The organism is Nocardiopsis sp. KDC1DS13DA1 (assembly GCF_055632325.1).
The window spans coordinates 223124-243381 of sequence record NZ_JBVMUY010000004.1 but is presented as its reverse complement, the minus strand read 5'-3'; the positions used below and the strand labels follow the sequence as shown (position 1 = coordinate 243381).

The 20258-nt window shown below is 69.6% G+C and carries 12 protein-coding genes and 1 pseudogene; 4 read left to right on the top strand and 9 right to left on the bottom strand.

Annotated features, from left to right (window positions below; genetic code table 11):
* Position 1: 1 nt before the first annotated feature.
* The 3 genes from ACTVAJ_RS02955 to ACTVAJ_RS02945 form a co-directional block, all read right to left on the bottom strand.
* Entirely contained in the window at positions 2–4963 is a 4962-nt protein-coding gene (locus ACTVAJ_RS02955) for an Eco57I restriction-modification methylase domain-containing protein (protein ID WP_470386447.1), read from the bottom strand.
* Between the two features lie 2 nt (positions 4964–4965).
* Positions 4966–7800 carry a helicase-related protein gene (locus ACTVAJ_RS02950; RefSeq protein ID WP_470386446.1) on the bottom strand — a complete coding sequence of 945 codons (2835 nt, stop codon included), beginning with the start codon at positions 7798–7800 and terminating at the stop codon, positions 4966–4968.
* A 115-nt stretch (positions 7801–7915) separates the two neighbouring features.
* A complete protein-coding gene (locus ACTVAJ_RS02945) occupies positions 7916–8953 on the bottom strand; it encodes a serine/threonine-protein kinase (RefSeq protein ID WP_470386445.1) in 1038 nt (345 codons plus the stop codon).
* A 193-nt stretch (positions 8954–9146) separates the two neighbouring features.
* On the opposite strand from ACTVAJ_RS02945, the gene ACTVAJ_RS02940 reads away from it, so the two are divergent.
* Entirely contained in the window at positions 9147–9284 is a 138-nt protein-coding gene (locus tag ACTVAJ_RS02940; protein ID WP_470386444.1) for a hypothetical protein, read from the top strand.
* Between the two features lie 502 nt (positions 9285–9786).
* Here the strand turns inward: ACTVAJ_RS02940 and ACTVAJ_RS02935 are convergent.
* The 5 genes and pseudogenes from ACTVAJ_RS02935 to ACTVAJ_RS02915 form a co-directional block, all read right to left on the bottom strand.
* Entirely contained in the window at positions 9787–10563 is a 777-nt protein-coding gene (locus ACTVAJ_RS02935; RefSeq protein WP_470386443.1) for a hypothetical protein, read from the bottom strand.
* On the bottom strand, positions 10560–12614 hold the full coding sequence (locus tag ACTVAJ_RS02930) for a hypothetical protein (RefSeq protein ID WP_470386442.1): 2055 nt from the start codon (positions 12612–12614) through the stop codon (positions 10560–10562). The genes ACTVAJ_RS02935 and ACTVAJ_RS02930 overlap by 4 nt, the downstream gene beginning before the upstream one ends.
* Complete coding sequence (locus tag ACTVAJ_RS02925) at positions 12604–13464, bottom strand: hypothetical protein (RefSeq protein WP_470386441.1); 861 nt, start codon at positions 13462–13464, stop codon at positions 12604–12606. Before ACTVAJ_RS02925 ends, ACTVAJ_RS02930 begins: the two co-directional genes overlap by 11 nt.
* Positions 13465–13582: 118 nt before the next feature.
* The gene (locus ACTVAJ_RS02920) at positions 13583–14284 is read right to left on the bottom strand and encodes a Crp/Fnr family transcriptional regulator (protein ID WP_470386440.1); all 702 of its coding nucleotides are present in this window, start codon (positions 14282–14284) and stop codon (positions 13583–13585) included.
* Between the two features lie 236 nt (positions 14285–14520).
* Positions 14521–15229: pseudogene (locus ACTVAJ_RS02915) on the bottom strand (DUF5710 domain-containing protein).
* A 433-nt stretch (positions 15230–15662) separates the two neighbouring features.
* Here ACTVAJ_RS02915 and ACTVAJ_RS02910 point away from each other — a divergent pair.
* From ACTVAJ_RS02910 to ACTVAJ_RS02900, 3 genes are all read left to right on the top strand, one after another.
* A complete protein-coding gene (locus ACTVAJ_RS02910) occupies positions 15663–15932 on the top strand; it encodes a hypothetical protein (protein WP_470386597.1) in 270 nt (89 codons plus the stop codon).
* Positions 15925–16536 carry a DUF6879 family protein gene (locus tag ACTVAJ_RS02905; protein WP_470386439.1) on the top strand — a complete coding sequence of 204 codons (612 nt, stop codon included), beginning with the start codon at positions 15925–15927 and terminating at the stop codon, positions 16534–16536. The genes ACTVAJ_RS02910 and ACTVAJ_RS02905 overlap by 8 nt, the downstream gene beginning before the upstream one ends.
* Positions 16537–16727: 191 nt before the next feature.
* Complete coding sequence (locus ACTVAJ_RS02900; protein ID WP_470386438.1) at positions 16728–19007, top strand: ATP-binding protein; 2280 nt, start codon at positions 16728–16730, stop codon at positions 19005–19007.
* Positions 19008–19064: 57 nt separating this feature from the next.
* On the opposite strand, the gene ACTVAJ_RS02895 is transcribed toward ACTVAJ_RS02900, so the two are convergent.
* Positions 19065–20249 (bottom strand): lycopene cyclase family protein, encoded by a 1185-nt coding sequence (locus ACTVAJ_RS02895; RefSeq protein WP_470386437.1) that lies wholly within the window; start codon positions 20247–20249, stop codon positions 19065–19067.
* Between the last annotated feature and the right edge of the window lie 9 nt (positions 20250–20258).

Genomic DNA, 20258 nt, shown 5'->3' with positions numbered 1-20258 from the left:
ATCAGACCTCCCCGTCCCAGGTGCCGTCGCGCTTGGCGCGCTCGACGATCTCGGTGAAGTGGGCGTGGGCCTCGCGGTACTCGCGTTCCCGGTCGGCCTTGTAGAAGGGCGCGGAGTAGCCCTCGGGGATGTCGGCGGGGTTGTTGGTCTCCAGGTACTTCTGGAGCTGAAGGAAGTCTTCCTTCGTCTGACCGTGGCCGAACGCATAGCTGTTCTGAGCAATCCTTCGGCCAGCGGAGTCGAACCACATCTTGGCTTCGCGTTCCATCAGCACCGGATATCGGGCTCGGTAGATCGCAGTGAGATGGTCCTCGGCCATACCAAGCCAGACGGAGACAAGGGCGTCGAGCTCGACGAGGGCCGCGCGCCGCTCCCGATCAGTGCGCAGGGGTGTGCTGTACTCCCAGTCGGAGCTCTCTGCCCCCAAAGGCAAAATCCCGGGCCGGCACACAGCCCAAGTCTCATTCCCCCAAGACTCGTTGTGAAGCTCGCTCCAGAGGGATGCATACGCGTTCGTGAGGCAGTTGAGCCTCATGGTACGCACAAGAAGTGCGGTTTCGAGAGGGTGTCCAGATGCGGGCGCTGGCATCTTATTCGCCTCAGCCACCTGGAGGTGTGAACGACCAGTGATGCGCAGCAGGTAGTCCAGTGGGAGTGAGGCCCAGAAACCGGAATTTAGAACCGTTATTCTGTTGTCCTGAACTTGCATCGAGTTAACAGCGTGCACATGTGTGAGACCAGAAGGAATCACCGAAGCAAAGAGGCTCCGCTCTGTGTTGAACGGAATCATACATCGCCAAGCAAGCCGGAAACGGTTGTCCTCAAATCCTGATAGCTGCACCCCTTCGACCCGCTCAGCTTGAATACGAAGATCTGACATTTGGTAGTTCGCATCAGGAACCACATCTTCAGGAAGGACAGTAAGATCCCAGGAGGACCAATCCTGGTTATTCTTACAAGGATTGTTTGGATACTTAGAGAAGGGGTTTGCCAAACCAAAATGAGGCCCTTGAAGGACAAGTTGCTTGAGTGATTCAACTGGCCCAGTTTCCCGCCAGATCAGCCCTTCCCTCTTCGCATTCGCTTCATGCAAACCACTAGAAATCAGTGGTTCATCCGATTCCAGTCGATGCCTGTATGCCCCAAGCACAGCAACAGCCCCCGACTCTGCCGTAGTCACCGGATACAGCATTGGGTTTCTTTGGGCTTGATCTCCATCGCGTGCAGCCAGCCTCCCCCAGGCCTCCAACAGAGGTTCATCAACGCGAATGACACGTGCCGCGTGGGGCCTGAGATCCCAGGAACCTTCAAATCTCGCCGTGGGTACCTCCCCTTTACCGTCATGCGCCAGAGAAGGAATAACCACCGAGGATGCATACAGCCAGTGGAGACTCTTAAACTTGATCGGTCCAGCCAAGCCGTAAATATGAACACCGAACTCAGTATTACGACTCACCGGATTCTCAAAGGCCCAGTTTCCTACGTTCACGAAGTGGGCATGCACCCTGAGGCGCCGATAGGCCGAAGAACGAAGAGCCCCTTCCCTTGTTCCCCCAAGGTGAGTGTCGGGATGCACAAGACCAGAGATCCCCACGTTAGAAAGATTTCCCCACACACGACACATGAAAGCACGGTAAAGGTCCGGCTGCGTTCCCAACAAAAGACGGTATGTCGCTACACTCGACAGGAACTCACTCAAAGCAGCCACGCCAGAAAGCTCTTCGAGAAAATAATCCAGCTGGGCAAGCGATTGCAGTCGCCCTGCTTTCCTTTCCCGTTTCACCTCGATCGCAGAGTTGGCCGAAAGTTTAAACCAGGGATCAATCTCCGCAAGGGCTCCATCTTCGTCCCAACTGGGCCGAACCCAAGGCGGATTCCCTACCTGAATATCGAAACCACCGCTGTTCGTGAAGAGGTGTGCAAACTGGAGCTCCCAGTGGAAGAAGCCGTGCTGCTCAGCCAGGCGCTCGACCTCGCGCAGCCATGGGAAGGTCTCACCCAAGCGCAGTTCACCCTTCATCCCCATGAGGTCGGGGATCGTGTCCTCTGCATCGTCGAGATCTGACAGAGTCTCGATCTCTCCGAACAGCGAATCAGCCGGGATGTCGTGAGTCCCCAGTAGAGCCTCAGCAAACTTGATCCAGCTCTCTACCTCGGACAGCGGCAGACTCTCCCGCGCCGCGCCAAAGAGCGAACCGTCGCCCCCGACCCCACTGACCTCCAGCGTGTTGCCCAGCCGCTCATAATGCTCATCGCTGCCATCGAGCATCCCGGCTTGCTGCACCGGCCAGAACCACAGCGCGCACCACGCGTCCATCAGCGTCTTGAGCCGCCAGTACGGAGTGCCCTTCTCCGTCAGGTTCGCCAACACTTCCTCACGTGGGATCGCGTTCGCGGGCTGGTCGATCCAGTCAGCCCCGTACACGTCCACATGCCGACTGATCTCCCGCTCCGACAGCTCCAGCCGCCGAACCACCAGCCCCCACAGGAACTCGGCACGCCTCGACAAGGCCTGCAATCGGTCGAATTGAGAAGGCTTCTGGTTCTTCCCACGGCCCGGTCGTTTCTGTGAGGGTGTCTTGCGCATCGCGCGCCGCCACGCGGCCAGCTTCGCCGTGTCCTCCGGCGCGAGCGCCTTGGCCTCCCGCTCAGCCGCAACACTCCCCCACCCCTGCGCGGGCAGCAGGAAGTGGTGGATGTACCCCTCCGGGATCTTTCCGTCCCGGAACGGCACGTCCTCCGGCGCGGACTTGAGCCACTCGCCCTTCTTCACCGTCTCCGGCGAATACAACCTCCGCCCGGCACCGATCAGCGAGTTACCCCGCCGCAGGTGCAGACCGAACCACGGCGCCTGCAACCCCGGGTACATGACGTTCAGCCACAGCGACACCTCCGCCAGCTCCACCGCCGTGCCGTTGAGGTCCACCCCGTAGGCCCGGTGCAGCGCGATGTACGCCTTGACCTTCTGCAACTCCTCCGCGTAGCGCTCGGGGTCCAGCTCCTCGCCCTGCTCGGCCTGCGCCCGTTTGAGGTACTCGGCGGCGACCTGGTTGATCGCCTCGTTGAGGAACGCCCCCGAGCCCAGCGCGGGCTCGCAGATCGTCCACTCCAGCAGCTCCTTCGCCGGGGTGGTCGTCCCGTCCTGGTCCAACCGCTCCCGCAGGGTCAGCTGCACGGTCAACTGGGTCAGCGATTCAGGTGTGTAGTACGACGCACTGGTCTCCCGGTCGCGCCCGGCCAGCCGGTAGACGAACGACCCCGGCCGGTACTTCTTCCGCTCCTCGGTCGGGTTACCGTTCTCGTCCTTGACCCGCACCCACACCTCGTCGGCGTAGTCGTCGACCTTGGAGGCCGGAACCAGCCACGAGCCACCCGACGGGTCGCCGTTCTTGGCCGCCTCGTACAGCTCCTCCTCGGCGATGCGCCCGGTGTAGGACATCAGCCCCTCGTACACCGCGCCCAGCTGGTTGATGCCGAGTTGCGCGTAGGAGATGAACCCGCCGCGCCCCTTCCGGTTCCCGCGCGAGATCATCAGCCGCCGCAGCACCTGGTGCAGGGCCTCGTTGCGCAGCCGGGTGTCGAGCGTGCGGGCGACCGGCTCGTCCGGGTCGTCGGCGTCATCGTCGGGGTGCAGCAGGGAGGTACCGATCAACCGCGTCCGTTCGGGGTCGAACAGGTCGGCGCGCAGCGGCTCGAACCTCAAGCCCTCGCCCTCCGACACCCCCTCCGCCTGGGCCTCCTCATCCGAGAGCATCCGCCCGCGCGGGTTGTGGCCCTCGTTGACCATCCGGAACAGCAGGTCCAGCGACTGGTACAGGTGGGTGCTGCGCCGGGCCTCCTCCCCCACCAGGTCGTTGACGACCAGGTCGCCGAGCCGGGCCATGCTGTACCCGCGCACGTACGCCTCGTCGTCGGCGGGCACCACGCCCAACTCGGGCCGCGCCTCGGCGTAGAGCAGGAACAGGATCCGGTACAGGTAGCGCAGCGACTGGCGGGCCAGCTCGTCGGCGAACGACCGGTTGGACTTCGTTTCGATCCGCGCCGGGTCCGCACCCTGCTCACGCAGCCGGGCGAGCACCTCGTTGGCGATGATCTCGACCGAACGCTGGAGCCCCTCGCGCAGTTCCTTGGACACCCCCACCGCGTGCTGGCGGGAGGCGTCGACGAGCGCGGCGATGGCCTCGGTGCCGCCGTCCTCCGACGGTGTCAGCGCCTGGGCGCCGAAGAGCGCGGCGATCGTGCCGAGCTCCTCGCCCTTGTCGGCGTTGCTGCGGCCCAGGGCGATGTCCAGGCTCACCGCGAGGTAACGGCCCTCGCCCCACACCGACCGGTCGGCGAGAACAACCACACCACCCGCGAGGATCAGGATGTAACGCAGCTGCTCGTCGCGGGCGAACAACCAGGACACCAGTTTGGTGCCCTGGTCGATCCACTCGCGCGTGCCGAGCTGCACCCGGTCGAGCAGCCAGCCCGCACCGTCGGGGTCCAGGGCGGCGTCGACGTCGGGCGCCCACCCGCACTCGATCGCGGCCACGGTGGGCTCGTGCAGGGCCAGGCGGACCGGCACCGGCTCGTCGCCGTGCTCGAACAGCGACTCGACCGGCTCGTCCTTGGGGGTGAAGCCCAGCGCCGTGAGCACGTCGCGGTGCAGGGCGTGCAGCCGGTCCCGGTAGGCGTCCACCTCGGTATCGCTGAATCGACCGCCCTCGCGCACCGTCTCGACGTGGTCGGCGAAAGCGGAGCGGTCGGCGAAGTAGCGGGAGCGCAGCTGACGCAGCCCCATGCGCGGGGTCACCGGTTCGGGGCGGCGCCCCTCCTCCTTGGCGCGCGCGTTCTCCTGCTTCTCGCGCTCGGCCCAGTCCTTGAACGGCCCGTCCTTGCCCTTGAGGTTCTTGGGCAGCACCTCGGCCAGGTAGTGGGCGGAGAAGTACTCACCCCGGTTGACCAGAGAGTCGTACGCCATGATCAGTTCTCCCCCTTCACCACGGCCAGGACGCGCAACAGCGGCTCGCCCGCCGTCCGCATCCTCAGCATCAACCGCTCCTGCTCGGCGACGGTGTCGTGCACCTCGCCCTTCCTGCGCTGCGCGCGCGGATCCTCGCCCAGGCCGTCCAGGCTGAGCTGCCGCCACTGCTCCAACCGCCGCTGGGGATCGGCCAGGGCCTCCCTGATCCGGGCGTCGTACTCCTCGCGCCGGGTCTCCAGATGGGATCTGGCCACCCGCACGGCGGCGGGCACCAGCTCCTGGAGGGCGGACAGGTCCTCGTCCCGCCCGGTGTTGACCATGCCGGGGCCGATGCCCGCCCGCCGGACGGCATCGAACATGTCCTCCACACGCGGGGCGTCGGGCAGGCCGGTGACGGCCATCCACTCCACGACGGTGGGCTGGCCGAGTTCGTTGGAGTAGGTGCCCTGGACGAGGAAGACGGGCGCCTGGACGTCGGCGCGGATGACCCGGGCCTGGTTGCGGTGGGTCTGGACCTGCACCTTGTCCACCAGCCAGTCGACCATCGGGTGCAGGTCGCTGACGTAGCCGGTGTCGGGCCAGGTGGTCTTGGTGGCGCGGGCCTCGTCGAGCCGCCTGTGGGCGTGCTCGGCGTCGAAGGTGACGCGCAGGCGCTCCTTGACCTTGAGGCTGCGCACGTAGTCGCTGGGCAGGGCGTCCAGCCGCTGTTGCAGGTCGCGGGGCGGCTCGAAGGCGAGGATGAGCCCGTCGTCGTCGACGTGCACGTCGCGGGCGACCGTGTCCAGGGCGGCGCGGACGAACTGCTCGGTGGAGTCGAACAGCTGGGGTTCGGGGGCGCGCTCGGGGGCGGCGGCCTCGTCGGGGACGCCGACGTCACCGAAGAACACCTCGCCCAGCCAGTCGTCCCCGGTGTCCTCCTGCTGGGCGTCGAGGGACTCCTCCACGGTGCGGCCCGCCAGGAGGTCCTGGATCAGCCGGTCCTCCTCCTTCTTGGCGGTGAACTGGCCGGTGACCGCCTCGGCGGTGCCGATGGCGCGGTGGGCCTGCTCCTCACGCTTGAGCAGCTTCTCGGCGACGGTGGTGTCGTCCTTGGCCCCCTCGGTGGCCGAGGTGAGGATGAGCGCCTTGAACCGGGGCTCGTGCTCCTGTCCGTAGCGGTCGATACGGCCGTTGCGCTGTTCGATCCGGATGAGCGACCAGGGCAGGTCGTAGTGGACCAGGTGGTGGCACTGGCGGTGCAGGTTGACGCCCTCGGAGGCGACGTCGCCGGTGACGAGCACCCGGACCCTGCTGTCGGAGAGGGCGAAGTCGCCGATGATGCGCTGCTGCTCGGTGTCGGACAGGCCCCCGTGCATGAGCGCGACCTGGTCGGCCCTGAGCCCCAGTGCGCCGGGCAGGTTCTCGTGCAGCCACTCCAGGGTGGGCACGGACTCGGAGAAGACGACGGCGCGGGTGGGGCTGTTCTTCGCGACGCCGATCTCGCGCAGCTGGGTGAGCAACCCCTGGAACTTGGCGGAGCTGGGCGCGTCGATCTTCTCCGCGAGTTCGGCCAGGTCGAGCAGGGCGGCGTGCTCGCGCGCGTCCTCGCCGTCCCTGAGGCTGCCGTCGGCCTTGTCGGTGATCGACTTCAGCCGGTTGGTGACGGTGGCGGACAGGGCCACGTGCGAGGACAGGAACGCCTTGAGCAGGGTGAAGGGGAACAGTCGGCGTTCCCTGCGCACCACCGGTCCGCCCTCGCGGGCGTCCCCGGCCAGCCACACCTGGGCGAGTTCGGCGAAGACGGCCTCCTCGGGCGGGGTGGCGGCGCAGCGCACCGACTCCGAAGGGCCGCGGTCGGGCCAGTCGTCGCCCATCTCGGCGCGCACCTCGGGGTGGACCTTGGTGCGGCGGATGTAGAGGTGGGCGATGTCCTGGGCGCCGTAGTCGGTGGGGTCGGCGATGGCGGCCGGGTCGAGCAGGCGGATGAGTTCGGCGAAGGACCTGGGGTCGCCGTTGTGCGGGGTGGCACTGGCCAGCAGCAGGGCGTCGGTCTGGGCGGCGAGCAGCCGGGCGAGCTGGTTGCGCAGGTTGCCCTCGTTGATGAGGTTGTGCGACTCGTCGATGACGACCGCGTCCCACTGCATGTTGCGCAGGTGCTGGCCGTACTTGCCCTGGTTCTTGAGGGTGTCGACGGAGATGATGGCGCGTTTGAAGTACAGGAAGGGGTTGCGTCCGGCGGGGATGTCGCGCTGGATGCGCTCCAGGCCCACCGAGTCCAGGCGCACGAGCGGGATCGCGAAGCGGGTCCACAGCTCCTGCTGGAACTGCTCCAGGACCTGCTGGGGGGTGACGACGAGGATGCGCTCACCGCGGCCCCGGCGGATGAGTTCGGCGAGGGTGAGGCCGATCTCCAGGGTCTTGCCCAGGCCGACGACGTCGGCGATGAGCACGCGCGGGCGCAGCGCTTTGAGGGCCAGTTCGGCGGGGCGCTGCTGGTAGACGAGGTCGTTGAGGAGGAACTTGCCGGGCATGGCCAGGCGGCGTTCGGACTGGGGCAGCGGGGTGCGGCGCAGCACCGACTCCAGGTAGAGGCGGGTCTGGGCGAACTCGGAGGAGGGGTCGTGGACCAGGTGGGTGTCCTCCGGGTCCAGGAGGGTGACGTCGTCGATCCCGGTGAAGAACACCGCGTCCTCGCCGCGGACGAACTCCGACACCCCGACGGCCCGGATCATGTGGCCGTCCAACCTCGAAGTGGCCGGGGTGCAGGTGCGCACCATCCACTCGGCGTCCCGCACCTCCACGCGGGCCCCCGGGGCGAACGGGGTCGCCTGTGTCGCGCCTTCGCCTTGGGTCACTGAACGAGCCTCACTGTCCACTGGGAATGTCGTGTTCGGTCGGTGTCGGGACGACGCGCGTACCGGGGTGGGGACACCCGGGGGCACGCGATCGTCGGCGATCGGGAAGGGGCCGTCAGGCCGCGGCCGGGCGCGCGTAGGCCCGGCGTAGTCGCTCGGCGGTGCGCCCCGCGAGTCCGGTGCCCGTCGTGGTCGGACGGGTGGCGGCCGCCGCGGGCCGGGTGGGAGAAGCCTGGCGTCTGGCGGCCGGTACCGCGTCGGTGATCCCGGTTCCGGGGACGTAGGTGCGCTCGGCCAGGAGGGCGCGGGCGGCGCCCGGCGACAGGTGCGCGGCGGCGAGCTGTTCGGTCAGCCGTGCGCGCACGTCGGCCAGGGCGGGGCGGTCCTGCGGTGTGACGGCCATCAGGGCGGCGACGAGCGGGGCCAGTTCCCCGGGCACACCGGACAGGTCGGGCGCCTTGTCGGGGTTGACCACGGCGAAGCCGAGGGCGTCCGGGGTGGGGCCGTCGTAGGGGTAGCGCTTGGAGGTGGCGTAGGCCAGGACCACGCCGAGCGCGTACACGTCGGCCGCGCCCGTGACCCTGGTGGGTGCGGTGAACTGCTCGGGGGCCATGAAGCGGGGCGTGCCCAGGCGCATGTTGGTCATGGTCAGGTCGCCTCCGGCGCCGCCGATGGCGACCAGGCCGAAGTCGACGACCTTGGGGCCGTCGGGGCCGAGCATGACGTTGCCGGGTTTGAGATCGCGGTGCAGCAGGCCCGCCGCGTGGATGTCGGTGAGGGCGTTGGCCAGGACCAGGCCGAGGGCGGCCCCGGCGACGGCGTCCAGGGGGTCGTGGCGGTCCAGGTAGGTGGCCAGGTCCAGACCCGGGACGTACTCCAGGGCCAGCCAGGGGACCTCGTCGGGCGCCTCGGAGACGGCGAGCAGGGCGGCGACGCCCGGCCCCTGCACCATGCCCAGGGCGGTGGCCTCGCGGTCGAAGCGCTCGCGCAGGTCGTCGCGGTCCAACCCGTCGGCGTGCAGGGTCTTGACGGCGACCAGGGTGTCGTCGTCGGTGCGGCCCGCGTAGACCACTCCCATACCGCCCCTGCCGAGTCTGCGAAGGATCTCGATCGCACCGAGCCGCCGGGGGTCGGTCGGGGTCAGGGGTTTCACTCGGGGCCTGCCAAGGGGTCGTGTGTGCGGTCAGGGGAGTGCGGGGTGTCAGACCAGGTTATCGGCAGTGGGACCGCGACCCGCGGGCCATAAGTCCCATTCAAGGCATTGGCCACATGCGGTCATCGGTCCGTTCCCCACGGGCCCTGTCGGACGCGGCCCGCGGATGTCCTGTGCCTGAGATCCTGGGCTCATGCCGCAGATCGACGTCTCCGGTGAGGACCACCGGGCGCTCGGCGCCATCGCCTCCCTGCTCGGAACCGACCGCGCGGGTGCGGTGCGTCGGCTGCTGTGGTGGGCGAACACGGCAGCGGACTCCCACTCCTCCTGAAGGACCGAGACTCTCCCGGTGTCGGTGTGCACACCGCCTATCTGAGGCACCGCGTGGAGGGTGTTCGCGATCCCGGGACCGGTCGGCTCAGCATCACCTCCTCCCTCTGGGACGGAGAGGGGTTCGCATCCCCCAGCAGCGCGGCCGGTGCCGTGATCGCGCATCTCAATCCCGATCTGGCCAGGGACGAGAAGGGCGACGCGATCACCCCATCGCGCAATGGTTGGGACTTCTGGCGTGTGACGGAGACCGGACAGCCCATCCAGTCCGTACGCCCGGATGTACCCGCCCGGGGACGGGTGCCCCGCATCTGACCGTGGGAACTCGGCCCTCCGGCGTTCGGGACGGTGGCCGGGGACGCAGGCCCCGTGCGGGCACGAGATCAACCGTCGGCGGTGCGAGAGAGGTGGAACACTCATCCAGGACCTGTGGTGAAGGGCTGCACCCGAAGGTCTCCGGGGCGCCGGCGCCGTCCCACCGACGCCCCGGCATCCGGTCCCGGTCAGGCCGGGGCCCACCGCTGCCGCAGCCGGTCAGCCAGGTCGTCCCGGTCGAGGCCCTCCATCATGGTCGTCAGACGGTCCAGGACGTCAGAGACCTCCCACTCATCGAGACCGTGCAGGAAGGCGTCCAGGACCGGATCGCCATACGAGGCGGCGGGGGCGGGGCGCTCCGGGGGCACGACGTCCTCGGGCCGGGTGACCATGAGGTCGAGTGCCAGGCCCGCGCTCTCCAGTTCGTTCAGGCGGCCCGGATGTTGTTCGAACCACCACACGCGTGCGACGACCGGGTCGCTGAGGACGTCCCGGCGCAGCTCCGCCACACGGCGCATGCGCGCCCTGTGCAGGGCCGTGTGCACCTCGTTGCGCTGCCCGACCCGTTCCCTCTCCCGTTCCAGGGCCAGGTCCTCGGGATCGGCTGACAGCCCCACGCCCACCGCGACCTCCCGTATCTCCCGTTGCCCGAAGGTTCCCTCATCGATCAACGCACAGGCGATGTCCGCTCCGGCCTGGCCCCGGTCCCCCAACGCGAACACCGCACTGCGTTCGGAGGCCGACCGGATGATCTCGCGCTGGACACGTGCCAGCGCACGCGTCCGCTCGGCGGCGCCCACCCCGTTCCACGCCACCGTCATCTCGAAGGACGCGTCGAACCACATTCCCTCGGTGCTGCTCGGCAGCCTGGCCTGGAAGGTCCGTGTCTCGTCCGGGACACGGAACGCGATGTTCCACGCGGGAGTCTCCACTCCCCACCACCGACGCAGGAGTCGACCGATCACTGCTCCTCCTCAGTTCGCATGGTCTCCAGCACACGCCACAGTTCCTCGATCACGGGTGCGCTGGCCTCGTGCACGTGTCGCCACCGCCGCACCGAACGCCTCAGCGCGCGACCGAAATCCTGGTCAGCCCCGGCCGCGTGCAGCAACACCACAGCTCCCCGGGCGTCGGCGGGGCCCACCTCCGACAGGGCGTCGCACCAGGCCCACACGGCCTTCCCCACCCGGGGGTCGGAACCGCCCGCGGCGACCCACGCCGCCGCCACCGTCTCCGTACCGACCTCGCCCGACCGGAGCGCCCCCAGGACTCCGGGGCCCCCGTCCCTCTGGCACAGGATCCGGGTCAGGGCCCGTCCCGCGACGGCCGCCCTGCGCGCCCTCTCCTCCTGACCGGCCCACGCGGACAGCTCCTCCAGCACCACCGCGTGGTTCCCGGGCTCGGCGGCGATGTCCTCCAGCGCCTGGAGCAACGACTCCTCCCACGTCTGGGGTGCCTTGTCCGCCACATGCCCCAGCCGGGTCAGCGCGGTGCCGGGCTGGACGCGTCCGTACACCCGGCACACCTCCACGACCAGGCGGTCGCGCAGGGACACCCCGCGGGACGTCGCGCGGCGGTACAGCCGGGACCGGACCGCGGGGCCCAGTTCGGGGCTGACCGCGGCCTCGGCGACGGCTGGGACAGCGGCCAACATCAGGGAGTGCCTGCCACCCCAGTGGTCGATCATCGCCTCGATCGGTTCCGGGGCCCGGTGCCGAATCGCCACGTCCAGCCAGCGGCGCGCCATTTCCGCCCTGAGCTGCCAGTCGAGGTCGGGAGCGACCTCCCAGCTCCAGTCCTGGAGGAAGGCACGCGCGTCCGGGTGTTCCCGCCACAGGTAGTCGAGGGCGTCGGCGCCGCGGCCGGGACGGTCGAACCACACGCGGTCCGCGCGCGTATGGGCCCCGATCTCCTTCAGGTGCGAGCTGAGCCCCTCACCGGAGATGGGTGTGCGCCACACCGAGGGCACCCGCCACCGCTCCGCGAGCCGGTGGGCCTGGTGCACGACGGTCGTGGTGGAGGCCCCCTCCAGCGCGGCCACGGCCTCCATCAGCACCCGTCGGAACTCGGTCTCCTGATCGTGCCGTTTGAACCAGTCGCGCAGCTCCTCCGTGGCGTCGGAGAACCCCTTGAGGGTCCGCTCGATCCAGGCGGACAGGTCGTTCTCCGTGCAGGGGGACGCCGGTGGCGTCGACCGCTCCGCCGTGCGGACGAGTTCGATGGCGTGAACGGGACCCGCTCCCTCCAGGGCAGCCCGGACGCCAGGATCACGGGACCAGCGGTCCGCACGCACCGGCCCCTGGGAACGGGACATGGCACGGTGGAAGACGTCCTCCGTCCTGGCGGGCGCCTCGATCCGAAGGCGCGCACGGTGCTCGCTCTCCTCCGGCTGCCATTCGCGCGGGCGCGCGACGACGACCAGGAGGGCGCCGACCCTGCGGAGCTCCTCCGCCAGTGCCCTGACCCCCGCCTTCTGGAGGTGCGTGGGCTCGCGCAGGTGCGTCAGGTCGAGCAGGCGTGAGTGCGCGGACTTGGCCACCAGCCCCGTCAGCCCGGCGTCGCGGGCGTCGGGGTCGGCCACGACCTCCTGGACCCGTGCGTCCGGACGGAGCGTGGCCAGCGCGTGGATGGCGGTCATGGCCCTGCCCGTGCCCGGTTCACCGGTGATGACGCCGGTGTGATGGCGGCCCAGCTCGGCCTTGAACGCCGCGTAGGCTCGCGTGTCGGCGGGGCAGAAGGTCTCCACGACGTCGTCGATCCTGGCCTGGCTGACCCTGGTGGCCCTGCGGAGTCGACGAGTCGTCTCCTCCCCCGTGTAGTCGCGGTACTCGTGGAAGTGGGCGCCACCGTTGATGTTCCCCGCGTTGACGGACTGCCCGTGGTTCTGGTCGACGCGTTGGCCGGACGGCCACTCCTGGCGCGGGTCCTCCGGCGGCTGGTCGGCAGAGGAGTCGGGCGCGCCATCCGGCTCCTCGGGCGGCACGCCCTCCGGGGGCAGGGGTTGGTCACCGCTCACCGGTGCCGCTCCCGAAGGTGGCGCCGCCGTTCAGGACCCCGGCCTGGACCGCCTGGCCGTGGTTGACACCGATGGAGCCCGCGGTGCCAGGTGCGGCGGGGTTCTGGCCGCCGACGGGTCGCCGTGGAGTGGTGTCCTCCTCGGTCACGTGTCGGCCCGAACCGTCCTCGGCCGGTTCCTGGTCTTCTCCGGTCACGGCGGTCCAGGAGGGCGTGGGAACGAAGAGGTAGCCCTCGGCGCGGTACTCCTTGTCGGGCAGGTTGACGTGGACCGGGCGCCAGCGGCTCTCGTTGACGGACGCGAAACCGCCCAGGACCACGTCCTCGTAGACGCGTCGGGAGATGATCGCGGCCAGCAGCGTGGTGTCGGGATGCGATGTGGCGAGTTCGCGTTTGACCGGGTCGGAGTCGAGGAGGCGGTGGGTGGTGATCATCGCCTCCCCCATCGCGTCGATGGCGCTTCGGCCGCCGGTGTCGGGCAGGGGACCGACGTCGATGCTCGCGCGCAGCCGCATCCGCAGTTCCCTGTCGAACACGGCCAACTGGGGTTGGACCTCCTCCAGGACCGTCTGGAGGGTTTCGAGGAACGGGCTGATCAGGAACGGAAGGTGTTCCGGGTCGGCTCCCAGGACGTAACCGTCGCCGCTGTGCCGGGGAAATCGCGCGTCCTCCCAGACACGTGCCATGCCCGCACGGATCAGGGCCTCCTGGAGAACCTGCGGGATCACCTCGCCGACGATCTGCTGGTGTCGCGGCCTGCTCCGGCTGAACTTCTCCATGTCCACGGCGAGAACGGCGCGGTAGGGCGGCAGCGGGGCACTCTGACCGAGCCGGGACACGTCCAGTTCCATGGGGGCTCCCTCGCCTCTGCCCGGCCGTCCGCCGGGCGTGTGCCCTCAGGTTCCCGGTCACAGGTGTGGGACTGTGTTCAGTTCTGAACACAGGGAGAGGAACGTGGCGCAGACCACATCACGCGTTGGCGTCGCCGCGTGCCAGGGCCTTGAGGGCAGCCAGGTCCCGGATCGCGACGTACTGCCTCCCCGTACGGATCAGCCCGCTCTCCTTCAACCGGGTGTAGGCGAGATGGACCGAGGTCCGGGACATGCCGACGAAGTCCGCGATCTCCCGTTGCGCGAGAGAGATACGCAGCAGGCTCCCCTCCCCGGCTCTCCCCGGCCCGTCGGTGATCGCCGGTGGGACCGGCTCTCCGAGCACCTCCGCCAGATGGACCAGGGCCGCGGGCAGGCGGCGCTCGGCGGGCAGGAGTGAGCGCCGGACCATCTGATCGCTCTCGCGCTGGCGCATGAGGACGCTCCGCCACAGGGCCGTCTCCAGACCGAGGTCGTCCAGGAGCCGGCGGAAGCGGTGGGAGGTCAGGAACGCCGTGGTCGTCGGCCCCAGTGCCGTGACCGTGGCACCACGCTCTCCCCCGGCCAGAAAGCCCTCGCCCAGGACCTCACCGCGCGCCCGGAACGCCAGCGGCACCGACGTTCCGTCCTCCTGGACGGAGACCACCCGCGTGCGACCGCTCAGCACGAGGTGAACGCCCCCGTCGGTACCGCCCTGGTGGAGCAGGGTCTCTCCCTCCGCGAACGGTCTCCGCACGGCTTCGGACACCAGTCGAGTCCACTGGGCCTCGGTGACCATTCCGCCGAATCCGCGCCTGTCCATACAGCCCGTCCCCTAGTCCGTGACGAGAGCTCCGATGTCACACGGAGTTCTCACCACCGGGACGGAGAGCCACCCCGCCGTGGCCGGACCTGGCCACGAGGCCGTACTGAACCGGGCGGGACCCGAACAGTGACGGCACCAAGTGCCGGACCGGCGAGGTGATCAGCGGTGGGCCGCCGATCCTGGGCTCGTCGGGTGCGCGCGGCCCGGACCGTGCGGACCGGTGGCGGCCGCCGTCACCACGGCGAACGTTGGCGCTGGAGTTCGGTTCGGGCCGCCTCGGCGCGGCGCAGCGCGCCGGGCGGGGGCTGGACGGTGACGCCCGCGCCCGTCAGGATGCCCAGGTCCAGCTCCCACACCACCCCCGAGCGACGCTTCCACAGCGCGAACGCCTCGCGGACGTGGCGCCGGGCCGCCTCGGGCGAGGCGCCGGTCACCGCGATCAGGTGGGCCATCGCCTCGTCGGCGATCCCCTTCACCCGCGCGAGGCCGAAATGGTGACCGTGTGGCAGGGCGTGCAGACGCAGATCAGCCGCCGCAGTGTCTGCGTCCTGGAGCGTTCGTCGTAGGTCCACCGTTCGTGCACCTCCAACCAGCGCCGCGCCTCTCGGTCGGCGGCGGCCCCGCAGATCTCGCACACCTGACCGGCACGGTTCACGACCATGCGGCGCAGCCGCTCCCAGTCCCGCTGCGACACGCACGAGCGCACGTTGGTGAACCAGCAGGTGCTGGGGACCAGGTCGACGATCAGCCCCGAACCGAGCGAGCGGTCCTCACCCGGGAGCAGGTCGGGAATGTCGGGCTGGATCGCCCAGCGCTCCAGCCCGGCGATCCCCGGTCGGGGCGCGTACCAGCGGCGCGCACGCGGATCCCAGCGCGCCCCTCCGCCTTCGCCAGGTCCTTCTCCGCGTACGGGACGTCGAGCCAGATCCGCTCAACAGGCACCGTGCTCCTCGCTCCGGGTAGGGGGTGGGTCACCGGACAGTGACACCAACGGTTCACGCGAGCGCAAGTCAGTACCGACGAGTGGCCGGAAAGGCCACCGCATGCCCCCAGCTCCGAAAATCAAGGGACCAAGGACTCTTGCGCTCTTCTGTCCACACCACTGGTTCGAACACATGGCGCAGCAGGCGGGGAAAGGCCACCAACAAACAGCACCACGGCACCAAAAAGAGAATCGTGCCCTTGCCATCACAGACCTCATGACCTGCACTTTTCGTGACATAATCAACTGTGGTCACACGAATGGCGACACGCCGTGCATCCAGGAGAGGCAAGAGTAACCACGGGAAACGTCATCATCACCCAAGGAATGGATGTTGTCGTGTTATTTTTGACGGGCGCATGCACCCCCGAACAGTGCACGGAAGGGCTCATGATGTCACGTTCCTGGGAGGCGGATCCGACTGCGGCCATGACCCGGCGGCTGGGCAGCTCACCAGCGGAGCTGGGCAACACCGACAACGTCGACGGCTGCCCTGACATCTGGGAGCTCTCCAATGGCGACATAGCCGTGATCGGCCGTGACCTGACCCGCTGCTACGCCCGTCAGCTCCCGGGCGGCGCCGCCATCGCCGAAGACGAGCGACTCGTCGTCATCCCCCGCTCGACACTGATCTCAGCGAAATCGGACATCCCCGATGCTTGACACCATCGACTCCCTTCCCGGTGATCACCTGGCGCTCACCGACTACTCCGCCGACTTCCGGAACCGCTTCCTTTCGCTCAGGGACACCGACGTCTACAAGCTCGAACGGCAGCAGGAGTTCCACCAGCCGGAAAGCAGGAGCTGGACGGCCTTTCTCGACGGGCGCCGGGATGAGTCCCTGCGCCTGTTGGAGGACAACCGCCCCGCCCTTCGGAAGGAATTCGCCCGACTCGCCCAGGCGGGATGCGGTGTTCGCCGGGTCCGGGTCGTGGAGAAGCCCTTCCCCACCTACCTCCTCTGGGAACTGCACTCACTGCGGGTACGGGCCCAGTGCGGCGAGGACATCCGTGTCGTCTCCCCGGGACGGCTCGCCTCCTTCGAGCGGCGCCGTCCCGTTCCGGAGATCGTCACCCTCGGAGACGAGGTGACCTACAAGATCCTCTACGACGCACAGGGCGTGCTCGAAGGGGCGGTCCGGTTCACCGACCCGGTCGTCACCGCACGGTGCCGGTCCGAGATCGCCACCCTCCACGCGACCGCCGAAGCTCTGGAGGACTACTTCATCCGCGAGGTGGGCGGGGCGGAAGTCGCCTGTGCCCGATAGCGGACCGCCTCGCCCCGGCGAGGAGTCGGAGGAAAGCACACCGGGCGGCACACACTCCCGGATGGCGGAGGTATCCGGCCACGCGATTCAGGCACGGGACGTCCGGGGAGGGGTCCACTTCCATGGGCAGGAGGCGAACCGCCCTCCCACCCCCCGTACCCCGACAGCTACCCGGTGACGTGCGCGGATTCGTGAACCGTACCGGTGAGTTCGACGTCCTCAGCACCCACATGCGGGCGGGCGGGGGCGACTCGGGCGAAGGTTCCGCTGCGGCGATCCACGTCATCGCCGGTACCGCGGGCGTGGGAAAGACGGCCCTCGCACTGCACTGGGCCCACCGGGTCCGCGATCACTTCCCCGACGGTCAGCTGTACGTCGACCTCCAAGGCTACGGGCCCGGGCTGCCCCTGTCCCCCGACCATGTGTTGGACCGGTTCCTACGGGCGTTCGGGGTCGCCGCCGAGTCGATTCCCCCCGACACCGACAGCAGGGCCGCCCTCCACCGGTCCCTCCTGGCCGACAAACGCGTCCTGATCCTGCTGGACAACGCCTCGACGGCGGCGCAGGTACGCCCGCTGCTCGCGGGGTCCCCCGACTGCGCCGTCGTGATCACGAGCAGGGACCGACTGTCCGGACTGGTCGTCAGGGATGGCGCGCGGCGCCTGACCGTGCGCTCCCTGGAGCCCGCCGAGGCCGTGGAACTCCTGGAGCACATCACGGTCCACCACCGACCGCGGGACAACCCGCAGGAGGTGGCCGAGCTGGCCCGACTCTGCGGACAACTCCCGTTGGCCCTGCGCATCGCCGCCGAACGCGCGGCGAGCCGTCCGCACATGCCGCTCAACGACCTCATCCAGGATCTGCGTGACGAGTCCGCGCTGTGGGACGCCCTCGCCACCGATGACGAGGAGGAGGCGGGCACGGTCCGTTCCGTGTTCGCCTGGTCCTACCGGGCCCTGCCCAAGGACGCCGCCCGCCTGTTCCGGCTGCTCGGCCTGCATCCCGGCCGGGACTTCGGAACCGCAGCGGCGGCGGCTCTCGCGGATCTGCCGGCCCGTCGGGCCCGGCGCACCCTGGACATCCTCGTCGGAGCCCACCTGCTGGAACAGACCGGCCCCGACCGGTACCGGTTCCATGACCTCATCCGCTCCTACGCGACGGAGCAGGTCCGCGACGAGGAGGGGCCGGACCGCCAGCGCGAAGCCCTGAACCGGCTGCTGAACCGGTATCTGGGCACAGCGCACGCCGCGCTCCGCGTGGTGGACTCCAACCTGCGACGTCCCGAGGCGGACGAGGTCCTCCCCGGTGGGGCACCTGACGGTCTCGGCGTGTTCACGGACCACACCGACGCCGTCCGGTGGTTCGAGGTGGAGGGGAGGAACCTGATGACCGCGGCCGAAACGGCCGCCGCCAGCGGTGCGGACGGCATCGCCTGGCGTCTCCCCGTCGTCCTACGGCACTTCCCCGCCTTCCACACCCTCGGGGCGGAGTGGATGGACACCGTTCGGCTGGGGCTGGAGGCGGTGCGACGGGAGCATCGGCCCTCAGCCGAGGCCGACCTGTGGGAGAGCCTGGGCATCGCCTGCCTCCAGGCCAACCGTCCCGATGAGGGACTCGCCCACCACGGGCGCGCCCTGGAGCTGCGGAGGGAGCTGGGGGACGGCCTCGGCGTGGTCATGTCCATGAACGCGCTGGGGCTGGCGCACCTGCGCGGGCACCGGCTCGACGAGGCGCGCGACCACTTCGAGCGGACCCTGGAGGCCGCGGGAGGTCTGGGTGACCGGCTCTGGGAGGGGATCGCTCTGGGGAACCTGGTCCGCTGCCACCTCGAACTGGGCGGGCCGGAGGAGGCCACGGCCCTGGCCGAACGGGCGATCGGCCTCCACCGGGAGACCGGCAACCGGATGAGCGAGTTCGCCTGCCTGACCTCGCTGAGCGCCGCCTGGCGGGAACTCGGCCGGGCAGACCGCTCCCTGACCTTCGCACAGCAGGCCCTGGAGATCGGCCAGGATCTCGACCAGCCGGTCCGGGAGGGGTTCGCGCTCCTCGAACTCGGCAGGGTCCACGTGCTGCTCGGGCACGCGGAGGAGGCTCTCACCTCCTTCCACGAGGCGGCCGGCCTGCACCGCAGGATCTCCGACCACGTGCGCGAGGCCGAGGCGTTCGAGGGCGTGGGCGAGGTCTACCAGGAGCTCGACCGACCGGGAGAGGCGGCGCACTTCTACCGACAGGCGGCGAGCGTCTACCGCAGGTACCGGGACCGGTGGAGGCTGGCGGTCTGCCTGGACCGGCTGGCCGCCGCCGTGGGCGCCACCGGTGACGCGGAGACGGCCCGGGAGCACTGGCGCGAGGCGGCGGAGATCGTCGAGGACTTCGCCGACCCCCGGGCGGTGCGTCTTCGCCAGGAGATCAGCGCCAGGTGCGGGGGCGGGCCGGGCCACCCGGGTCATGCTGGACCGGTTGTCGGCTGAGGGGCTGGGACGACCCGCCCCCGTGGTGCACGCGGTGACGCCCCCTCGATCCTGGTGTCAGCGCCGCGGCCACAGCGGTGCCAACGCCCGCCCGGCGACCGCCGCCGACATCGCCGCGACGGGGGTGGTCAGGCCCATGGCCAGTTCGCGGCCGAGCGCCGACCCGCCGTCGAGGAACTCCAGGACGTGGCGTGTGTCGTTGCGGGCGAAGAGGCGGGCGAAGAACTCCGCGCCGTCCAGCCGCCCGGAGTCCAGGGCGTGCAGCAGGACCGCGTCCATGGCCAGGTGCCGCCGCCGGTGCGGGACCGGCGGCACCGGGTCCCGGCCCCGTTCCAGCGAGCGGACCACCGAGGCCGCCTGGCGCTGGATGCCGCCGAAGGTGTAGCCGGTGGAGGGCCGGGTGGCGCCGCCCGCCGCGCCGATCCGGAACACCCGCCGCCCGGCGCGCGTGCGGAAGCGCCCGTCCGTCATGGGGATGACGCCCTGTTCGCTGGCCGTGACGGTGAACCGCTCCAGGCCCAGCACCTGCCCGGTGTACCGGCGCAGGGCGGCCTCGTAGCCGTCCTCGTCCAGGACGTCGCGGTTGAACTCGGTGTACTCCACCAGGGCCTCCCGCGGGGACGTCGGGAGCACGTAGCCGAACGAGACGCCGGTGCGCGGCCGGGGGGTGCGCAGGTCCATCAGCGAGGCCGTGCCGGGGTCGAAGGCGTCGTCCTCGGTGCGGACGAACCAGCCGCGGAAGTGCTGGAGCAGCGTGGTGCGCGCGTCGGTGGGCACCGGGCGCGGGCGGGAGTCGAAGACGTGCCCGGCGCTGAGCGGGAGCGGTGCGCCGTCGGGCCGGGTGGCGTGCACCGTCGCGTGGTCGGCGCCGTCGTCGATCGCGGTGACCGTGGCGGTGTACTCGTGGACGCGGGGGCCCAGCCCGGCGCGGACGTGCGCCTCGAAGTCCCGGGAGCGGAGCATCTTGTAGGACAGCGGGCCGATCGCCTGCTCGTGCCTGGCTCCGGAGGGGCCGGTGACCGAGAGCGTGTCCCACCGGGCGGCGAGGATCTGGTCCCACGGGCCCGGGCCGCGTTCCCAGAAGCACCAGGTCCGCTCCCCCGGGCGGTGCGGCCCCTCGGGCGGTTCGACCAGCGCGATCCGCGGGGTGCCGGTCCCGGGGAGGGCGATTGTCGCGGCAAAGTGCGCCAACGTGAGACCGGCCGCGCCGGCTCCGACGATGACCAGATCGAATTCCCGCATGGCGGTTAG